The sequence below is a fragment of the Sorangium sp. So ce145 genome, from assembly GCF_051525985.1.
GTDB classification, from domain to species: domain Bacteria; phylum Myxococcota_A; class Polyangia; order Polyangiales; family Polyangiaceae; genus Sorangium; species Sorangium cellulosum_B.
In genome coordinates this window covers 1-18,304 of the sequence record NZ_CP150315.1, presented here as the reverse complement: position 1 = coordinate 18,304, position 18,304 = coordinate 1, and the positions used below count along the sequence as shown (strand labels likewise).

The following is an 18,304-nucleotide window of genomic DNA, read 5'->3' as shown; positions in this document are numbered from 1 at the left end:
GCAACTCCAGGTCGCCGGACAAAGCAGCCACGGCCAGGCAGCGGCCGCGGCGGGCGCCTACTTCGTCAAGCGCGCGATCTCTTCCTTGATGATCGTCTCGGCGAGCACCGGCACGACCTCCCACACGACGCGCTCCACGACGTCGCGGGACAGCGCCATCACCGCCTCCACCTGCTCGGAGGTGAGGCCGAGGCCCTCGAGCTTGCTCGCCATCTGGCCGTTGACCTGCGCGGAGGCGGTCGCGGCGACGGCGGCAGGCCCCGTCGCGGTCTTCGGCACGCCGGACACCGGCGTCGGCGAGAAGGCCATCGTCGTCGTGACCGGCACGTTCGCCGGGCCGCCCGGCGCCGTCTTGACCGACGCCTGGGCCGGCGCTGCGCTCGTGGCCGGCGCGTTGGGCGTGTAGATGAGGGTCTTCGCGCGCTGGAGCGGGCTCGCTGCCGCCTGCGCGGCGGCCGCGGGCTGCGCGGCGGCCGCGGGCTGCGCCGCAGGAGAGCGCGCGGGCGCAGGCGCCGCGGCAGCAGGGGCCGCTGCGGCGGCGGGCTTCGCTTCGCCGCGCGACGCCAGCAGCTTCTTGACCTTGTCGATCATCTGCTGGGTGTCGAACGGCTTGTCCATGTGATCGTCCGCTTGCGCGCCCGATCCCTTCGCGGGGTCGAACGGGTTCTGCTTGGACGACAGGATCAGGACGGGCGTCGCCGGTGAGGCCTGCTTGATCGCCTTGCACAGCTCGTAGCCGTTCTTCGGCTCGAGCGTGACGTCGGCGATCACCAGGTCGGGTTTATCGCTCTTGAGCTTCTGCAGCGCAGCGTCGGCGCTGCTCGCCGTCACGACGCGGAAATCCTGACCCGCAAAGGTGATTTCGAGCACTTTGCGCATGGTCACGCTGTCGTCTACGGCGAGAAGGGTGCTGGCCACGAACGGGTCTCCTCTCAGATGGCGAGAAAGCGATGACGGCTCTGGATATCTTCGGCCCCCGTCGCGCGATGTGTCAACATTCGCGGTGTATTTCGCCCCCGCGGGCCCCGCGGAGGCGCGTTTTTCCGCGCCGGTAGAGCCCGGTCCCACGCTGGTGGGCGGAGCCGAGGCGCCCCGGTGAGCTCTACATGCGTCCGCTCCGACCCGCCACTCCGCCGAGCCACGAAGACAAAGCCGCCGAAACGAGCGGCGTCCACCCGGCCGCCCAGGTGCGACCTCCGCAGGACGGCCGCTGGACGGTTCCCGCCGAGCTGGATCGGCGCCCGCTGGACGGGGCCGTCCGTGCGCTGGCCGAGGTCTCGTGGTCCGACGCGCGCCGGTTGATCGAGACCGGCAAGGTGCTGGTCGGGAGCGCGGTGGCGACGAGCGCCCGTCGGCGGGTGCTCGGCGGCGAGCTGATCGAGATCCGATTGCACGCGCCGAGGCCCGAGACGGTGCGGCGGCGCAAGCTCGAGGGCGAGCTCGTGGTCTACGCGGACGCGAGCGTCGTCGTGGTGAACAAGCCCGCCGGGGTGAGCACCATCCCGTACGGCGACGAGGCCCCCGCGGAGCAGGCCGCGACCCTCGACGCGCTGGTGCGCGAGGTGCTGGCCAGGCGCGACCGCCTGCGCGGGCGCGCGCCGCTCGGCGTGGTGCAGCGCCTCGACAAGGGGACGAGCGGGCTGCTGGTCTTCGCGCGGACGCTCGCCGCGAAGAAGCACCTCGCGCAGCAGCTCCGCGTCCGCGCGATGCACCGGCAGTACCTGGCGCTCGCGCACGGCGCCGTCCCGCGCGGCACCTACCGCAGCTACCTCGTCGAGGATCGGGGCGACGGGCTGCGCGGCTCGGCGCGAGACGGGCGGCGCGAGGGGCAGCTCGCGGTGACGCACGTGGAGCCGATCGAGGTGCTCCGAGGGCCGCAGGAGGGGGCCGGCGCCGGGGGCGTGACGCTCGTCGCGTGCCGGCTCGAGACGGGACGCACGCACCAGATCCGCATCCACCTCGCGGAGGCCGGGCACCCGCTCGTCGGCGAGACCGTCTACGTGCGGGATTACCGACGGACGAAGGTCCCGGCCGCGCGGCTGATGCTCCACGCGGCCGAGCTCGGCTTCGACCACCCGGCCGACGACCGGCCGATGCGCTTCCAGGCGCCGCCGCCCCCGGACTTCGACGACGTGCTCGAGCGGCTCCGCGCGCCGCAGCGGAAGGGCGCTACTTGACCTTGCCGCGGACCTCGGTCATCGCCGCGGCCGTGGCGTCGACAAGCGGCATGACCTTCGCGTAGTCCATCCGCGTCGGGCCGAGCACGCCCACGGTCCCGGCGACGCGGCCGTTCTCCATGTACGGCGCGGCGACGAGGCTGAGCTGGCCTCCGCCAAGGTCGCCCGCCTCGCTGCCGACGAACACGGTGACCTCGCCCGCGCCGGCGGCGAGCGTCCGGTCGAGCAGATCGACGAGCTCCTCGCGCTCCTCGAGCGCCTTCATCAGCTTCTTGAGCCGGTCGACGTCGGCGTACTCAGGCAGATCGATCAGCCGGTTCTGCCCCTCGATGACGACCTCGCTCCGCGGGGTCACGTCGGCCGTCGCCTTGCTGCCGAGCTCGAAGGCGCGGCGCCTCAGCGCGTCGATCTGGAGGCGCTCGTCCGCGAGGCGGCGGGCGAACAGGTCCCGGATCTCGCCGAGGGTGCGCCCCTCGATGACGTCGGTGAGCAGGTTGTGGATCCGGGTGAGCTCGCCCTCGTTGATCGCCTCGTCGACCGAGATGAAGCGGTTCGCGACCGAGCCGTCGGCGAAGACGAGCACCGCGAGCAGCTGCCCGGGCTTGGTCGGGATGAAGCGCAGCTGGGCGAGGGCGCGGAGCTCCGCCCGCGGCGCCGCGACGACCGCCGCGGCGCCGGACAGCTCCGAGAGGTAGCGCCCGGTCTCGCGGAGCGGATCGTTCGCCCCCGCGTAGATCTCGGTGAACCTCGCGCTCAGCTCGGCCTGCTGCTCGGGGGACAGCGACCGGAGCTCGACGAGCGCGTCGATGAACAGCCGGAGCGCGCGATCGGTCGGGATCCGCCCGGCGGAGGTGTGCGGCTGGTGGAGGTACCCGGCCTCCTCGAGGTCGGCGAGCACGTTGCGGATCGAGGCAGCCGAGAGATCCAGCCCGTACTTCCGGGCGAGCGTCCTGCTGCCAACTGGGTCGCCCGTTGCAATGAACTCGGTGACCGCGGCGAAAAGGATCTTTCGAGCTCGGTTGGAAAGATCACCCATGTCAGTTGCATGCAGCGTACAAGCGCGCCGCCGTGGCTACCTGGACAGGGACCGCCCGGACCGGGAAGCCATGCGGGCCGGACCTTCGCTCCCGTACGTCAAGCTGCGCGTGCGGGCGCTGGACCCACGGACACGCATGCGACCCATTTTGAGGGGATCGCGCGGCCCGGTCAAATGTCGCGGTAGGATCGGGCAGGTGCCACCCCGCGCACGGGGGCCCCGCTCCACCGGATGGCGGCGCGGCCGGCCACTCGGCCACTCGGTCACTCGGCCACTCGGCCACTCGGCCACTCGGCCACTCGGCCACTCGATACACGTGACAGGTGCACGTGGTCCCTTGGCCCCCCGAGAGGGTCGGCCTGACTTGCTTCACACGAGGATGTACCGCAACGATGCCGCTTGCACGCCATGCCGCCGCTGCCTGCGCGCTCGCCCTCGCGCTCGGCCCCCTCGCCGCCGCGCCGAGCGCGCAGGGCAAGCCGAAGGTCAGGTACCACCAGGACTGGGCGAAGCACCCGTCGGCGCGCTACGCGGCCATGAGCGCGGAGCAATGCCGCGCGGCGCTCACGCAGCGGAAGATCGCGTTCGAGCCCGTGCAGCGCGCGCCGGGCGTGCTCGCTCCGGTGCGGCTGATGCAGGGGGTCGGCGGGGTCCTCTACCGGACGGCGCTGCCGGCCCATCAACGCGCGGGAAACCCGCACGACGTCTTCGACTGCCGCCTCGCGCTCGCGCTCTCGGACTTCAGCCGGATCCTCCGCGCGCACGACATCGACGAGGTGCTGATGTTCTCGGCCTGGCGGCCTCCGGCCAGGATGTGGCCCGAGGGCAGGCTCGCCACGAGGCACCCCGGCGGGCTCGCGATCGACCCCTACAGGTTCATCAAGGAGCGCGTCGGTGGCGGGTTCGCGGAGGATTGGCTCGAGGTGGAGCGCGACTTCGTCGGCAGGCGCGGCGCGCCGGTCTGCGGCGAGCGCGCCGGCCCGACCGCCGGGCGGCCCCGCGGGGCCGGCAAGGGGGCGGGCAGCGGCCCTCCAGCGGACGCGGCGGCGCGAGAGCTGCGATCCATCGTGTGCGAGGCCGTGGACCAGCACATCTTCACGTCGATCCTCACGCCCAACTACGACCGGGCGCACAAAAATCACCTGCATCTCGAGGTGACCCCCGGCGTCCAATGGCATCTCGTGCGCTGATCCGGGAGGGGCCGTCCCCCCGCGCGCAAACCCGCTCTCCCTCCGAGGTCGACCCGCTATGTTAGCCCGCGTGCCCGCACGAAGACCCCCGCTCTCCCGCGCGTCCGCCGCGCTGGCGCTCGCCGCTGTCGCGCTGTCGTTCACGTTCGTCGGCTGCCCCTGCGTCAGCGGTCCCGTGAACGCGAGCCCCGCCCTCCGCTGGTTTCTGTTCTCGAACTTCGGCGCCAGCAAGATCTGCCCCGAGATGCTGAAGAGCGGGGTCTCGCTGCGCCTGCAGGACCGATCGGCGTCCATGGGGCGGTTCTTCCCGATGCAGTGCTCGTACGATGTCAACGACGCGGCCCAGACGATCACCGTCCACATCGCCGGCACGGGCTACGGCTACATGCAGCCGGCCAAGCGGGTGGGCTTCTCGCTCACGACGTCCGTCGAGTACCGACCCGACTTCCAGCTCGCGGACGATAACGTCTACGTGTGGGGACGGCTGAACCGGATCGTGCAAGGCCCGAGCTTCCAGCTGGGCTACGTCGAGAACCCGGTCATCGACGTGATGGCCAACGTCCCGCCGTTCGGAGGGCTCGCCAACCTGCTCGGCAACCAGATCGTCGCTGGCGAGCTGACCCGCGGGTTCACCGTCCTCTACAACGAGGAGACCGGGAAGGACTTCACGCTGGGGATCCTCATGCCGCCCCAGCGACCGCACCACCCGTTCGAGGCGGAGGACGAGGAGCGGTACACGTTCGCGAACGAGACCGTCGAGGTGTACGCGAACCAGCGCGACTACCTCGGGCCGTTCGAGATCGCCGACCCGGACCAGGCGCTCTACCTCAAGGTCAGCGCGCAGGGCGCGCCCGTGGACCTCATGATCGTCGACAAGCCCACCGGCGACGCGTGGCGCGAGGCGTACCAGACCGGCAAGCCGCTCGGACCCCCGCCAGGCCCGGTGCAGGCAGGCGGCCCTCTCCAGCCCGGGATCATCGAGACCCGCCGCTACGCGCTGCGCCCGGGCCTCTACTACGTCGTCATCGACAACACGGCGGCGGCCGGCCTGGTCGCGCCTCCCATCACGCTGCTCAGCCCCCTCGGAGGTTCGGCGGCTCAGATCAGCTACATGGCGCAGGTCGGCGAGTAGCGCCGGCGAGCGGGGCACAGGCAGCATCGGCGAGGTCGCGCCGCGTGGGCTCGGTCACCGGCCTTGACGCGGTTCGCCGCGAACGGGATAAACTTGCCATGGCCGTCATGGAGAGAGAGGGGAGCGGCGCCAGCCACGTGGACCAAATTGCCCTCGACCGGCTTCGCGCTCGCCTCCAGGCGTACATGGCGAAGAAGGGGCTGAGATCGACGGCGCAGCGCCGGCTGATCGTCGACACGTTCTTCTCCGGCGCCCCGCACATGACCATCGAGGACCTGCTCGCGGAGGTGCGCGCGCACGACCGAGGCATCGGGTACGCGACGGTGTACCGCACGCTCAAGCTGCTCGCGGAGTGCGGCGTCGCCTCCGAGCGCCGGTTCGGGGACGGCCTAAGCCGCTACGAGCTGGCGGACGACGCCAGCGCGCACCACGACCACCTGATCTGCGTCAACTGCGGGAAGATCATCGAGTTCGAGGAGCCGCGGATCGAGGCGCTCCAGGAAGAGATCGCCGCGAAGTACGGCTTCGAGGTGACCTGGCACAAGCACGAGATGTACGGCGTCTGCGCGGACTGCCGCGACGCCAAGGACACGACGCCCGACGTCTCGTAGGCCGCCCCGGCGCGGCGAGGAGCCCCGCGCCGGCGAGCGCGCCCGGCGCTCAGCTCTTCGCGTCGAGCGCGCGGGCGTGGACGACGGCCATGACGCCGCCGAGCAGCGAGGCGATGGGCGCGTAGGCCGGCGGGAGCACGAACGCGGCGATGACCGCGGCGCCGACGAGCGCCGGGGCGACGCTGAGCGCGAGCCCGACGCGTGCCTCGAGGCGCGTGCGGTGCGCGAGCGCGAGGGAGAGCGCGGCGTCGCGGACGTCGTCCGACGCGAGGACCGTCGAGAAGTCGGCGGGCGCCGAGCCGGCGGCGCCGAGCGCCACGGAGACGTCCGCGGCGCCGAGCGCGGCGTCGTCGACGCCCGCGTGGCCGAGGACGGCGACGCTCGTGCCCGCGTCGATCAGGCGACGCACCTCCGTGCCGCGATCCGCGGGGAGGATCTCGGGGCGGATGTGATCGATGTCGAGCGAGCGGCCGATCGCCTCGCACGTCTCGCGCGCGTCGCCCGACATCAGCACGGGCTCGATCTGCGCGTCGAGCAGGTGCTGGATGGCGGCCCGCGCCCCGGGGCGCAGCCCGTCCTGCAGGCCGATGATGCCGACGAGGCGAGCGCCGACCGCGACGAGGACCACCGTGCGCCCCAGCGCCTCGAGCTCGGCGACGCGGCTCTCGGCCGCGGCGATCGAGATCCGCTGCTCGAGCATGAGCGCGCGGTTGCCGACGCAGAGCTCCTCGCCGGACGAGGTGACGGCCGTCACGCCGAGGCCGGGGTGGAAGTTGGGGTTGCGCACGCCGTCGGGCCGCAAGCCGCGGGCGCGCGCGGCGCGGACGATGGCCGTCGCGACGGGGTGCTCCTCGGTGCGCTCCGCCCCGGCCGCGAGCGCGAGCACGTCGCTCGGCTTGAGCTTCTGGCCGGTCGCCTCCAGCTCCGCGAGCTCGGGCTCGCCGAGCAGCAGCGTGCCGCGGGCGCAGAACACGGCGACCGAGGTCTTCCCTGCGCGATCCCAGGCGTCGGCGCTCTTGTAAACGATGCCCCGGCGGAGCCCGAGCAAGATGCCCCGCGCGACGTGCACCGAGGCGATGGAGGCCGTGATCGCCGTGGACAGCGCGGCGAGCACGGCGGCCGCGGTCATCGCGATCTCGACCGGAGCGCGCCCGGCGACGAAGGCGGAGAGCGCGCCGATCGCCGCGGCGCCGATCGCCCAGCGCTCGGTCAGCGCGCGGGAGGCCTGCGCGATGGGCGCGAGGGCGTCCGCGCGCCGGCGGGGGTCGAGCAGGACGCGCGCGACCGCGCGATCGCCGCCGGAGAAGGTGCACGCGCCGACGAGGCGACCCCGGACCACGGTGGCCCCGGCGACGACCGGGTCGCCGTCGCGGCGGCGGGTCGGCGTTGTCGCGCCGATCCAGGGGAGCACCTCGACGTCGGCGCCCGTGACGACGAGGTCGACGGGGACGATCTCCCCCGCGTCGACCTGGACGCTCTCGCCCGGTCGCAGCTCGTAGAGCTCATCCCCGGCGCCCTCGACAGGACCGCCGTCGCCGCCGCGCTGAGGGGCGCGGTCGGCGGGCGCCTGGCCCTGCGCCCACGCGCCAGGCGGCCGGCGCGCGGGGGTCGAGAGCACGGATCCGATCCACGCCCGCTCCGCGAACACGCGATGTCGGGCGCTCTCGATGAGCCACGCGCTGATCGCGCTGGCGGTGGCGATCACGCCGGCGAGCGACGCGGCCTCGGCCGCGAGGGCGCGGTCCTGACCGAAGAGGGCCCAGACGGCGGCGACGAGCCCGCCCAGGACGGGGGCGAGCATCGGCGCAGGGTGCGGATCGGTGGCGTCGCGCGCGGTCGTGGCGGCGCGGCCAAGGAGCATCCCGGCGCTCACCGTGGCGAGCACGATCCGCGCGCCGATGACGAGCTTCGCGTCCCCGGCGAGGGTGAGCGCGACGGCCAGCGTCCCCGCGATGATCGCGAGCACGAGCAGGAGCGCGCCGATGTCCCGCCCCTCGACCGCGTCGTAGCGCTGCGGCTCCTCGCTCAGGATGGTGTTCCCGATGGGCTCGAGCAGCGCGCGATCGTCGTCGAGGACGGGCAGGTCCGGGAGCTTCTCGTCGAGCGACACGGGCGGGAACGCGTCCACGATCGGCGCGTCGAGGTCCGCGACGCGCGCCGCGACCTCGTCGGCGCTCGCCCGCGCGGGCTCCGCGCGCGGGGTGCGCGGAGTGGAGGCGTGGTGCCCGCCGGCCCCGGGCGGCGCGCCCGACGGGAGCCCCCGGGGAGGAGCGCCGGCGAAGGGCGCGCCCGACGCCGCGAGGCCCGCAGGCCGGCCGTCCCCGGGCGCAGGCGGCGCTTCACCGAGGAAGGCGTGGCGGCACCGCGCGTTGCAGAAGTAATGGAAGCGCTGATCGAAGATCCCCACCTGCCCCGCGCGCAGGGGATCGATCAGCTTGCTGCAGCCCGAGCACGGGACGGGTGCGGCGGCGGGACCCGCAGCGCGCGAGGCGACCACCTCAACCCGCAGCCGGCGTCTCGGAGAGCGCGGCCTCGACCTCGGCCAGCGCCTCGTCGATCTCCGCCTCGCTGACGATCAGGGGCGGCGTGAACCGGAGCACGCTGCTCCCCGCGATCGTGAGCAGCACGCCCCGATCGCGCGCGCGGCCGAGGGCGGCGCGCGCGTCGACGGTCGGCGCGAGGATGAGCCCGCGGAGCAACCCGCGACCGCGCTCGCCGAGGCACACGCCCGGCAGCCGCGCGGCGATCGCGGCGAGGCCGCGGCCGAGCTGCTCGCCGCGCTTCAGGGCGGCCTCGCACAGCTTCTCTTCCTCGATGACCGCGAGCACCGTGCGCGCCGTGGCGGAGGCGAGCGCGTTGCCGCCGTAGGTCGAGCCGTGCGAGCCCGGGGGCAGCGCGCCGTTGAGCCGCTCCCGCAGCACCAGCGCGCCGACAGGGAACCCACCGCCGAGCCCCTTCGCGAGCGCCGCGGCGTCGCCCTGGACGCCGTCGTACATCGCGCCGAGCCAGTGCCCCGTGCGCCCGATGCCGGTCTGCACCTCGTCGATGAGCAGCAGCGCGCCGTGCTCGTCGGCGATGCGCCGCAGCTCGGCGAGGAAGCCGGCCGGGGCCGGCAGCACGCCGCCCTCCCCTTGCACCGGCTCCACGAGGATCCCCGCGACGTCCGGGCCCATGGCCGCGCGCACCGCCGCCGCGTCTCCGTACGGCACGTGCGTGACGCCGGCGAGCGAAGGGCCGAAGCCCTCGCGGTACTTCGGCGTCCCGGTCAGGGCGACCGCGCCGAGGGTGCGGCCGTGAAACGCGTTGTCGAACGCGATGATCCGGTAGCGCCCCTCCTCGCCCCGGTTGAAGAAATGGCGGCGCGCGAGCTTGAGCATCGCCTCGTTCGCCTCCGCGCCCGAGTTGCAGAAGAAGGCGCGGTCGAAGCCGGTCTTCGCGCAGAGCTCCTCGGCGAGGCGGAGGTTCTCGGCGTTGAAGAAATAGTTGGAGACGTGCATCAGGCGACCCGCCTGCTCGGAGATGGTCGCCACGAGCCGCGGGTGAGCGTGCCCGAGCGAAGCCACCGCCACCCCCGCGCACATGTCAAGGTACCGGCGCCCCTCGGTGTCGAAGAGCTCGCAACCCCTGCCGCGGTCGAGGACGAACGGCGGCTGCCGGTAGTTTCCGAGCAGGTGCTTCTGCGCCGCGAGGAGCGGCGCGCTGGCCGGCGTCGAGGCGTTCGCCGGAGGAGGTTCGGCGGCGGGGCTTGTGGCGATGCTCATGGGGGCGATCTAACGCCGGGCGGGGGGTCGGAGCAAACGCTCGATGCAGCGCCCGCAGCGGATCGTGGAGACCCGGGCAATCTCAGCGGCCGGAGCGCGGCCGGGGACGCGGCCGGAGCGCGTCCGGAGCGCCCGCGCGCCGGCCCCCCCCACGGGCGTCCTGGGCCGGCGCGGCGGCGAGCGCCGGCGCGCTCGGTCGGCGGCGCTCGCCTGCGGACCGACCATGGGCCTGGCGATTGCCAGCGGATCGCGGCTGGTTATAGTGCCGCCGTCCTATGAGCGATTCGGAACAAAATGGGTCGAACCAGAACACGGGGGAGACGGCAGAGGCGCACGCGGAGCGCGCAGAAGCCGCGGAGCAGCAGGCCTCCACCCCCGAAGACAAGCTAGGCGAGGCGCAGGCCGAGGCCGCGCGGATGCGCGAGCAGCTGCTGCGCACCGCCGCGGATTTCGACAACTTCCGTAAGCGCTCCCGGCGCGAGGTCGAAGAGGCGCAGCGCCGCGGCCGCGAGGCGATCCTGAAGGATCTGCTCCCGGTCTTCGACAACCTCGAGCGCGCCGCCAGCCACGCCGAGAGCGCGCCGGACGCGAAGTCGGTCGCCGAGGGCGTCCGGATCGTGACGAAGCAGTTCGTCGACACGCTCGATCGCATGGGCATCAAGCGCATCGCCGCGGTCGGCAAGCCCTTCGATCCCAGCGTGCACGAGGCCATCCAGCAGCTCGACTCGACCGAGCACCCCGCCGGCGTCGTGATCGCGGAGGTCCAGCCGGGATACATGCTGGGCGATTACCTGATCCGCGCGGCCATGGTCGTCGTCTCGAAGGGCTCGCCCGTCGAGCCGGCGCCCGCGGCGAACTGAACCTCCGCGCGGCGTCGCGCCGGCTCCCTCGGCGCACACCTCCGGCACGGTGCGCATCCTTGCGGTGATCGTGTCCGGGATCTGCCGTGCCCCGCTACCTCGCCGCACGATCTCCCCAAATATCGCGGGCGCCCAGGTCGTCTCCCCACCCGGCGAGCATCCAGGCCTGTAGTATCTTTCGCCGCATATGGGGAAGGTGATCGGCATCGATCTCGGGACGACGAACTCGTGCGTGGCTGTCGTCGAAGGGGCAGGCGTCGCCTCGGCGAACGATGTTCGGGTGATCCCGAACGCCGAGGGCGCGCGCACCACGCCGTCCGTGGTCGGCTTTCCCGCGAGCGGTGAGCGCCTGGTCGGGCAGGTCGCGCGCCGCCAGGCGGTCACGAACCCGCAGAACACCATCTATGCGGTGAAGCGGCTGATGGGCCGCAAGTTCACCGCGCCCGAGGTCAGCAAGCAGATCAGCCTCGCCCCCTACAAGATCGTCGAGGCGCCGAACAGCGACGCGTGGGTCGAGGTCAAGGGGCGCAACTACTCACCGCCCGAGATCTCCGCGGTGATCCTCGGCCAGATGAAGCAGGTCGCCGAGCGGTTCCTCGGCGAGCCCGTGACGGAGGCGGTGGTCACCGTCCCCGCCTACTTCGACGACGCGCAGCGACAGGCGACGAAGGACGCAGGGCGGATCGCCGGGCTGGACGTGCGCCGGATCATCAACGAGCCGACCGCCGCGGCGCTCGCCTACGGCCTCGACAAGGTGAAGGCCGAGACGATCGCGGTCTACGATCTCGGCGGAGGCACGTTCGATATCTCGATCCTCGAGATCGCGAGCGGGGTCTTCAGCGTCAAGGCGACCGGCGGCGACACGCACCTCGGCGGCGAGGACTTTGACCAGCGGATCATCGACCTGCTCGCCGACGAGTTCGAGGGGAAGAGCCGCATCGATCTGCGCCGGGACCGCATGGCGCTGCAGCGGCTCAAGGAGGCGGCCGAGAAGGCGAAGCACGAGCTCTCGTCGTCGCTCGAGACCGAGATCAACATCCCCTTCATCGCCGTCGGCCCGGGCGGAGGGCCGCTCCACCTCGAGCGGACGATGCGGCGCAACGAGCTCGAGATGCTCTGCGAGGGCCTCATCCGGCGGACCATCGACGTCTGTCGCGCGACGCTCGGGGACGCCAAGCTCCCCGTCTCCGCCGTCAACACGGTGGTCCTCGTCGGCGGCATGACCCGGATGCCCGCGGTGCAGGCGGCGGTGCGCGAGTTCTTCGGCCGGGAGCCGAACAAGGGCGTGAACCCCGACGAGGTCGTCGCGGTCGGCGCCGCGCTGCAGGGCGCCGCGCTCTCCGGGCAGGTGGACGAGGTGCTGCTCCTCGACGTGACGCCGCTGTCGCTCGGCGTCGAGACCGGCGGCGGCGTGAGCTTCAAGCTCATCCCGCGGAACACGACCATCCCCACCGAGCGGAGCGAGATCTTCACGACGAGCGTCGACAACCAGAGCTTCGTCCCCGTGCACGTGCTCCAGGGCGAGCGCGAGATGGCCGCGGACTGCCGGAGCCTCGCCCGGTTCGAGCTCACCGGCATCCCCCCCGCGCCGCGCGGGCTGCCCAAGATCCAGGTCACCTTCCGCATCGACGAGAACGGGATCGTCCGCGTCGAGGCGCGGGATCTCGGGACGGGGCGGGTGCAGGAGATCCGGGTGACCCCCACGAGCGGCCTCACGCCGGACGAGGTCGAGCGGCTCGTCTCGGAGGGCGAGCGGTTCAAGGAGACCGACGCGCTCCGGCGCGATCTCGCCGAGCTCCGCAACCAGGCCGAGACCCTCGTCTACACGACCGAGCAGGCCCTCGAAGGTTACGGCGATCTGCTCGACGCCGAGCTCCTCGGCGAGGTCCACGCCGAGTGCGCGGCGCTGCGGAAGCTGCTCGAAGCCGGCGGCGACCTCGACGCGCTCCGCGACGCGTACGCGCGTCTCGAGGGGGCGGCGTTCCGGATCGCGGAGTCGATGTATGGAGGGGACGATGACGCCGGCGCAAACAAGGCCGTCGAGACATGACGCGCGGCTAGGCGACGCGGCCGGCGCGGCGGCGCCGGCTCGCGCGCCGATCGCGGGCCGTCCCCTCCGGAGCGCCGCGCGCGCCAAAGGCGCGAGGCTGCGTGGAGCGCGGGCGGGGCGATGCTGAGCGAGACCTTCGGGCGGTATCGCTTGCTCGAGCGCCTGGGCGAAGGCGGCATGGCCGAGGTCTTCAAGGCGAAGAGCTTCGGCGTCGAGGGGTTCGAGAAGGTCCTCGTCATCAAGCGCATCCTCCCCAAGCTGGCCGAGCAGGGGCGCTTCGTGGACATGTTCGTGCACGAGGCCAAGCTCGCCGTGCGCCTCTCGCACGCGAACATCGTGCAGGTGTTCGACCTCGGCCGCGTCGACCATCCGAACGGCGATCCGACCAGCTACTTCATCGCGATGGAGTACGTCCCCGGGCTCGACCTGGCGACGCTCCTCGCCCGCTGCCGGAGGGCGAAGAAGCCGATCCCCCTCGCCATGGCCGTCTTCATGACGGCCGAGATCGCGAAGGCGCTCGATCACGCGCACCGGCGGCGCGACGAGCAGTCGCGCCCCCTCGGCATCGTCCACCGCGACATCTCTCCGCAGAACATCCTGCTCTCCTGGGAGGGCGAGGTGAAGGTCACCGACTTCGGCATCGCGAAGGCGACGCAATCGATGACCGACGAGGAGGTCGGCGAGAACCGCGCAGGGAGGATCCGCGGAAAGCTCGCCTACATGAGCCCCGAGCAGTCGCGCGCCGGCGCGATCGACGGCAGGAGCGATCTCTTCTCGCTCGGCACGGTGCTCTACGAGATGCTCGCCGGGTCGAACCCGTTCGCGGCGCCGACGGCGTTCGAGATCATGCGGCGGCTGCAGGCGAGCGAGTATCCGCCGCTCGCGCTCGTGCGCCCCGACGTGCCCCGGTCGCTCGCCGACGTCGTGAGCACGATGCTCGCGAAGAACCCGGAGGATCGGTTCCCCGACGCCGGGCGGCTGCACGAGGCGCTCCTCGGCTTCTTCTACGCGACGGCCGAGCGGTTCGGGGCGAACGACCTCGCCGATTTCCTGGAGCCGTTCCACGAGGAGAAGAGCGCCGAGATCCAGGCGAGCGCCGTGCTCCAAGAGGAGCCGAACGGGGCCAACGAGCGCACCCCCGTCGAGGTGCCGCACACGACGAGCACGCGCAGCCGCTCGGCGTCGGGGCTCCTCCAGCTGCTCGAGAAGGCCGACAGCGGCCCGGCCGCGCGCGGGCTCGGCGAGCGGCGCGAGGTCACGGCGCTCGTGCTCATCTTCACGGGATCCGAGGACGACGCGGCGAGGCGCATGGCGCGGGCCCGCGACGTGCTGGCGCGCTATGGCGCGCTGCTGCTCGAGCAGGAGGCGTCGCAGCTCGTCGCCGTCTTCGGGCTCGGCGACGCCGACGGCCGCGACACGGAGGCCGCGGTGCGCGCCGCCCTCGTGATCCTGCGCTCGCGCGGCGGGGGCGCCGCGGTCTCCGCCGGCATCCACCTCGCCCGCATCCTCGTCGACAGCGCCGGCGCGCCGATCCGTGACGAGCGGCTCACCTCGCTCATCGCCTCCGCCCAGGCGCTCGCCCGCGCGACCGAGTCCCAGGTGGCCGTGTCGAACCTCACCGGGCGCGTCCTCCGCAACGCGTTCGCGACCGAGGAGCTGCCCGGCGCGGGCCGGACGGCGCCCGAGGGGGGGCGCGTCGTCACGTCCGCGCAGCCCCCGGACGGCGCGTACGGCCGCTTCATCGGCCGCCGCGACGAGCTCAAGCAGCTCGGCGACATCCTGGCCGCCGCCACGAGGAAGCGCGCGCAGATCGTCGTCATCCAGGGCGATCGCGGCATCGGCAAGACGCGGCTGCTCGCCGAGATGGAGCGGCGGCTCTCGAAGGGCGACTACAACGTCGGCGTCTACGTCGCCGCGTGCCCGCACAACGGCGCCGACGTCCCGTGGAGCGGCCTCACCGCGATGCTCCAGGTGCTCTGCGGCATCCAGGAGGGCGACGACGAGGAGCGCATCCGCGCGGTGCTGCCGCGGCTGCGGGCGCTCGGCCTGCGCGACGACGAGTCCGCGGCCGTGCTCGGTCAGCTCGGCGCGGCGCTCGCCGAGAGGCGGGCGCCGCAGGGGACGACCGCGATCCTGCGCACGGCGTTCCCGCGCATGGTGCAGAGCCTCTGCGAGGATCGCCTCCACTGCTTCGCGTGGGACGACGCGCAGGCGATGGACCAGCTCACCGCCGAGACCCTGCTCGCCACCGCGGGCCGCGCCGGCGGGCTCCGCGCCGTGCTGATGCTGGCGACGCGCTGCGACCCGCCGCCGCTGCTCGAGGCGCACCCCCACTTCTACCGGCTCAAGGTCGGGGAGCTCTCGGACAGCGACAGCGCGCGCCTCATGTCGGCGCGCATCGGCGCGAGCTTCCTGCCGCCCGACGTGGTCGCCTTCTGCCGCGAGCGCGCCGGCGGCCACCCGCTCTTCCTCGAGGAGCTCATCAAGGAGCTCCTCGACTCCGGCGCGCTCAGCGTCGTCAGCGGCGTCGTGAAGGCGCGGCTCGACGGCGCGTCGGCGGTGCCGCGCTCGCTGCGCACGCTCATCGCGACCCGGGTGCGGCGGCTCGATCCGAGCGACCGCGCCGTGCTCCAGGCGGCGGCCATCCTCGGCGATCCGGTGCCGACCGAGGTCCTCGCGGCGCTCCTCCAGCAGAAGCTCCCCGCCGTGAACCGCGCGATCTCCGGGCTCGCGACCCGCGACCTCTTGCGGCTCAAGGGCCCCGCGCAGGCGAGCTTCGCGTCGCCCATGCACGGGGAGATCGTCCTCGACGCGATCCCGCCGGAGCTCCGCCGGGAGCTGCACGCCGCGGCCGCGGCGGCGTACGTCGCCGTCGTCGGCGAGGACGGCACCGAGCACGCCGAGCGCATCGGGCAGCACTTCTACCAGGCCGGCGATCGCGACCGAGCCGCCACGTTCTACGCGCGCGCGGCGCTCCACAAGATCCGCGCGAGCCAGCTCGATCCGGCGCTCCGGCTCATCTTCCAGGCGCTCGATCTCGGCGACCACGCCCACCGCTCGCCGGCGGAGCTCGCCGCGTGGCTCGGCGCGCTCGCCGACGTCGTCGTGCGCGTGCGCTCCGCGCCCGATCTCGTCGACGTCGCCGCCCGCGCGCTCCGGCGCATCGACGAGGCCGGCGCGCCGGAGCAGAAGCTCTCGGCCCGCGTCGACCTGGCGCGCGCCCTCGGCGCGGTGGATCTCTTCGCCGACGCGTACGCGAGGCTCGAGGAGGCCTACGCCCTCGCCGGCGATCGGGAGGACCTCCGCCGCAAGGCGCTCGCGAGCGAGACGGAGATCGGCGTCCGGAGCGGCGACTTCGCGCGCGCGGAGCGCGCCGTCGAGCAGCTCGAGGCGACGGGCGCGATCGACGATCCGAGGCTCTTGCTCGCGATCTCCCAGACGCGCGCGGCGACGGGCGACATCGCGGCGGCGCTCCGCGCCCTCGATCGGGCGGAGGCGCTCGGCGATCCGGGCGACCTCGCGGCGGCGAGCGAGCGCGAGAAGCAGCGGGTCCTCGTGCACGTGTTCCTGCGCGACTTCGACGCGGCGGTGAAGAGCTCCGCCCGCGCCGTCGACCTCGCCCGGTCCGCGGGCCTGCGCTTCGAGACGGCCGCCGCGCTGCACAACCTCGGCGACGCGAGCCGGCGGCTCGGCGATCTGCCGCGCGCCTACGCGTCGCTCACCGAGTCGAAGGAGCTCGCCGAGGAGAGCGGCCACGAGCGCCTCGCCTCCATCAACCGCGCGCACCTCGCCTACCTGGACGGGCTGAGCGGCGCGGCCGGCGCCGGCGAGCTCCTGCGCGAGCTCGCGCGCTACGCCGACGCGCGCTCCTACCGCACCGACGCCCTCGAGAGCCGGTACCTGCTCGGCGCGCTCCTGAAGCAGCGGGGCCTGGTCAAGGAGGCGCGGCGCGAGCTCGCCGAGGTGCTCGATCTCGCGTCCGCGTACGGCAACAAGCTCGTCGCGGACGACGCGCGCTCCGCGCTGTCCGAGCTCTGACCTCGCGCGCTCGCCGCGCGGCGCGCGCGCCGCTCACTCGTCGGCGAGCTTCTTCTCGAGCGCCTCGAGGTGGGCGCGGACCTGCGGATCCGAGTCGCGCTGCGCCTCGATCTTGCGGACGGCGCTCATCACCGTCGTGTGATCGCGGTTGCCGAAGGCCCGCCCGATCTCCGGGAAGCTGCACTTCAGCCGCTGCTTGCAGAGGTACATCGCGACGTGGCGCGCGAAGGCCACGCTCTTGTGGCGGTCCTTCGAGGTGAGGTCGATCGAGCGCAGGTGGAAGTGGTGGCACACCGCGCGCTGGATGTCCTCGACGCTCATCATCTGCGCGCGCGGCGGCGACGTGGCCGTGATCTCGGCGCGCGCGAACGGGAGGTCGACGGGGCGGCCCGTGAGCGAGCTCTTGGCCGCCAGCCGGATCAGCGTCCCCTCGAGCTCGCGGACGTTGGAGCGGACCATCTGCGCGAGGTAGAGCGCCACGTCGTCCGTGAGCGCGATGCCCTCGAGCGCCGCCTTGTTCCGCACGATCGCGACGCGCGTCTCGAGCTCCGGCACCTGGATGTCGGCGACGAGCCCCCAGGAGAACCGCGAGACGAGCCGCTCTTCCATGCGCTCGAGGTTCTGGGGGTACTTGTCGCTCGTCACCACGATCTGCCGGTCGAGCGTGTGGAGCGCGTTGAAGGTGTGGAAGAACTCCTCCTGCGTCTGCTCGCGTCCGGCCAGGAACTGGATGTCGTCGACCAGCAGCACGTCGCAGCTCGACCTGTACCGCGTGCGGAACTCGTCCATCCGGTGGTGCTGGATGGCCGTGATGAAGTCGTTCGTGAACTTCTCGGCCGAGACGTAGATGATCCGCGCGTCCGGCCTGCCCTCGAAGACGCGGTGCGCGATCGCGTGCATGAGGTGGGTCTTGCCGAGCCCCGTGCCGCCGCAGATGAAGAGCGGGTTGTAGCGGCGCCCCCCGCCGCCCGCGGCCGCGATCGCGGCCGCGTGCGCCAGCTGGTTCGAGGGGCCCACGACGAAGCTCGCGAAGGTGTGCTTCGGGTTGAGGTCGTCCGGCATCGACGGGACGCGCCGGAGCGCCGGCTCGGGGCGGGGCGCCGGCGCCGGCGCCGCGCTGGTCGGACGCACGACGAGCGCCCGCGGACGCACCGGGGTGAGCTCCACGCGCTGCGCAATGGGCGCGTCGAGGTTCTGATCCACCGTCCACGCGACCTGGACCGACCAGCCGGTGAGCTCTCGGATCTTGTCCGTGAGCGCTGGCAGGAAATTGTCCCTGACCCACTCGAGGACGAACTCGTTCTGGACACGCAGCGTCAGGACGCCGTCGGTCAGATCATCGAACTGAACTCCCCCGAACCACTGATCGAAAGTGGCCGGGGAAAGCGCCCGCGTATGCTCGATCGCCCGATCGAAGACCTCGCGCGGCTCGTGTTTCGGAATCGTCAT

12 protein-coding genes are annotated in these 18,304 nt (G+C 72.8%); 7 read left to right on the top strand and 5 right to left on the bottom strand.

Annotated features, from left to right (window positions below):
* Nucleotides 1–57 precede the first annotated feature (57 nt).
* Entirely contained in the window at nucleotides 58–918 is an 861-nt protein-coding gene (locus tag WMF34_RS00060) for a response regulator transcription factor (RefSeq protein ID WP_012232646.1), read from the bottom strand.
* A gap of 269 nt (nucleotides 919–1,187) precedes the next feature.
* Between WMF34_RS00060 and WMF34_RS00055 the strand changes: the two genes are divergently transcribed.
* Complete coding sequence (locus WMF34_RS00055) at nucleotides 1,188–2,177, top strand: RluA family pseudouridine synthase (RefSeq protein ID WP_437992006.1); 990 nt, start codon at nucleotides 1,188–1,190, stop codon at nucleotides 2,175–2,177.
* On the opposite strand, the gene hrcA is transcribed toward WMF34_RS00055, so the two are convergent.
* Nucleotides 2,170–3,213 carry a heat-inducible transcriptional repressor HrcA gene (hrcA, locus tag WMF34_RS00050; RefSeq protein WP_012232644.1) on the bottom strand — a complete coding sequence of 348 codons (1,044 nt, stop codon included), beginning with the start codon at nucleotides 3,211–3,213 and terminating at the stop codon, nucleotides 2,170–2,172. The genes WMF34_RS00055 and hrcA overlap by 8 nt on opposite strands.
* A gap of 392 nt (nucleotides 3,214–3,605) precedes the next feature.
* Here hrcA and WMF34_RS00045 point away from each other — a divergent pair, with 392 nt between their 5' ends.
* The 3 genes from WMF34_RS00045 to WMF34_RS00035 all read left to right on the top strand — a co-directional run bounded on the left by WMF34_RS00045 (nucleotide 3,606) and on the right by WMF34_RS00035 (nucleotide 6,146).
* Nucleotides 3,606–4,403 (top strand): hypothetical protein, encoded by a 798-nt coding sequence (locus tag WMF34_RS00045; protein ID WP_437992005.1) that lies wholly within the window; start codon nucleotides 3,606–3,608, stop codon nucleotides 4,401–4,403.
* A gap of 70 nt (nucleotides 4,404–4,473) precedes the next feature.
* Entirely contained in the window at nucleotides 4,474–5,535 is a 1,062-nt protein-coding gene (locus WMF34_RS00040) for a hypothetical protein (protein WP_157906330.1), read from the top strand.
* A 98-nt stretch (nucleotides 5,536–5,633) separates the two neighbouring features.
* A complete protein-coding gene (locus WMF34_RS00035; RefSeq protein ID WP_080598730.1) occupies nucleotides 5,634–6,146 on the top strand; it encodes a Fur family transcriptional regulator in 513 nt (170 codons plus the stop codon).
* A gap of 49 nt (nucleotides 6,147–6,195) precedes the next feature.
* On the opposite strand, the gene WMF34_RS00030 is transcribed toward WMF34_RS00035, so the two are convergent.
* Nucleotides 6,196–8,643, bottom strand: a complete 2,448-nt coding sequence (locus WMF34_RS00030) for an HAD-IC family P-type ATPase (RefSeq protein ID WP_012232640.1) — start codon at nucleotides 8,641–8,643, stop codon at nucleotides 6,196–6,198.
* Between the two features lies 1 nt (nucleotide 8,644).
* Nucleotides 8,645–9,907 carry an aspartate aminotransferase family protein gene (locus tag WMF34_RS00025; protein WP_437992004.1) on the bottom strand — a complete coding sequence of 421 codons (1,263 nt, stop codon included), beginning with the start codon at nucleotides 9,905–9,907 and terminating at the stop codon, nucleotides 8,645–8,647.
* A gap of 275 nt (nucleotides 9,908–10,182) precedes the next feature.
* Between WMF34_RS00025 and grpE the strand changes: the two genes are divergently transcribed.
* From grpE to WMF34_RS00010, 3 genes are all read left to right on the top strand, one after another.
* Nucleotides 10,183–10,767, top strand: a complete 585-nt coding sequence (gene grpE / locus WMF34_RS00020; RefSeq protein WP_012232638.1) for a nucleotide exchange factor GrpE — start codon at nucleotides 10,183–10,185, stop codon at nucleotides 10,765–10,767.
* Nucleotides 10,768–10,954: 187 nt separating this feature from the next.
* Nucleotides 10,955–12,817 (top strand): molecular chaperone DnaK, encoded by a 1,863-nt coding sequence (gene dnaK, locus WMF34_RS00015; protein WP_012232637.1) that lies wholly within the window; start codon nucleotides 10,955–10,957, stop codon nucleotides 12,815–12,817.
* 120 nt (nucleotides 12,818–12,937) lie between these two features.
* Nucleotides 12,938–16,855 carry a serine/threonine-protein kinase gene (locus WMF34_RS00010; protein ID WP_437992003.1) on the top strand — a complete coding sequence of 1,306 codons (3,918 nt, stop codon included), beginning with the start codon at nucleotides 12,938–12,940 and terminating at the stop codon, nucleotides 16,853–16,855.
* A 33-nt stretch (nucleotides 16,856–16,888) separates the two neighbouring features.
* On the opposite strand, the gene dnaA is transcribed toward WMF34_RS00010, so the two are convergent.
* Entirely contained in the window at nucleotides 16,889–18,304 is a 1,416-nt protein-coding gene (gene dnaA / locus WMF34_RS00005; RefSeq protein WP_012232635.1) for a chromosomal replication initiator protein DnaA, read from the bottom strand.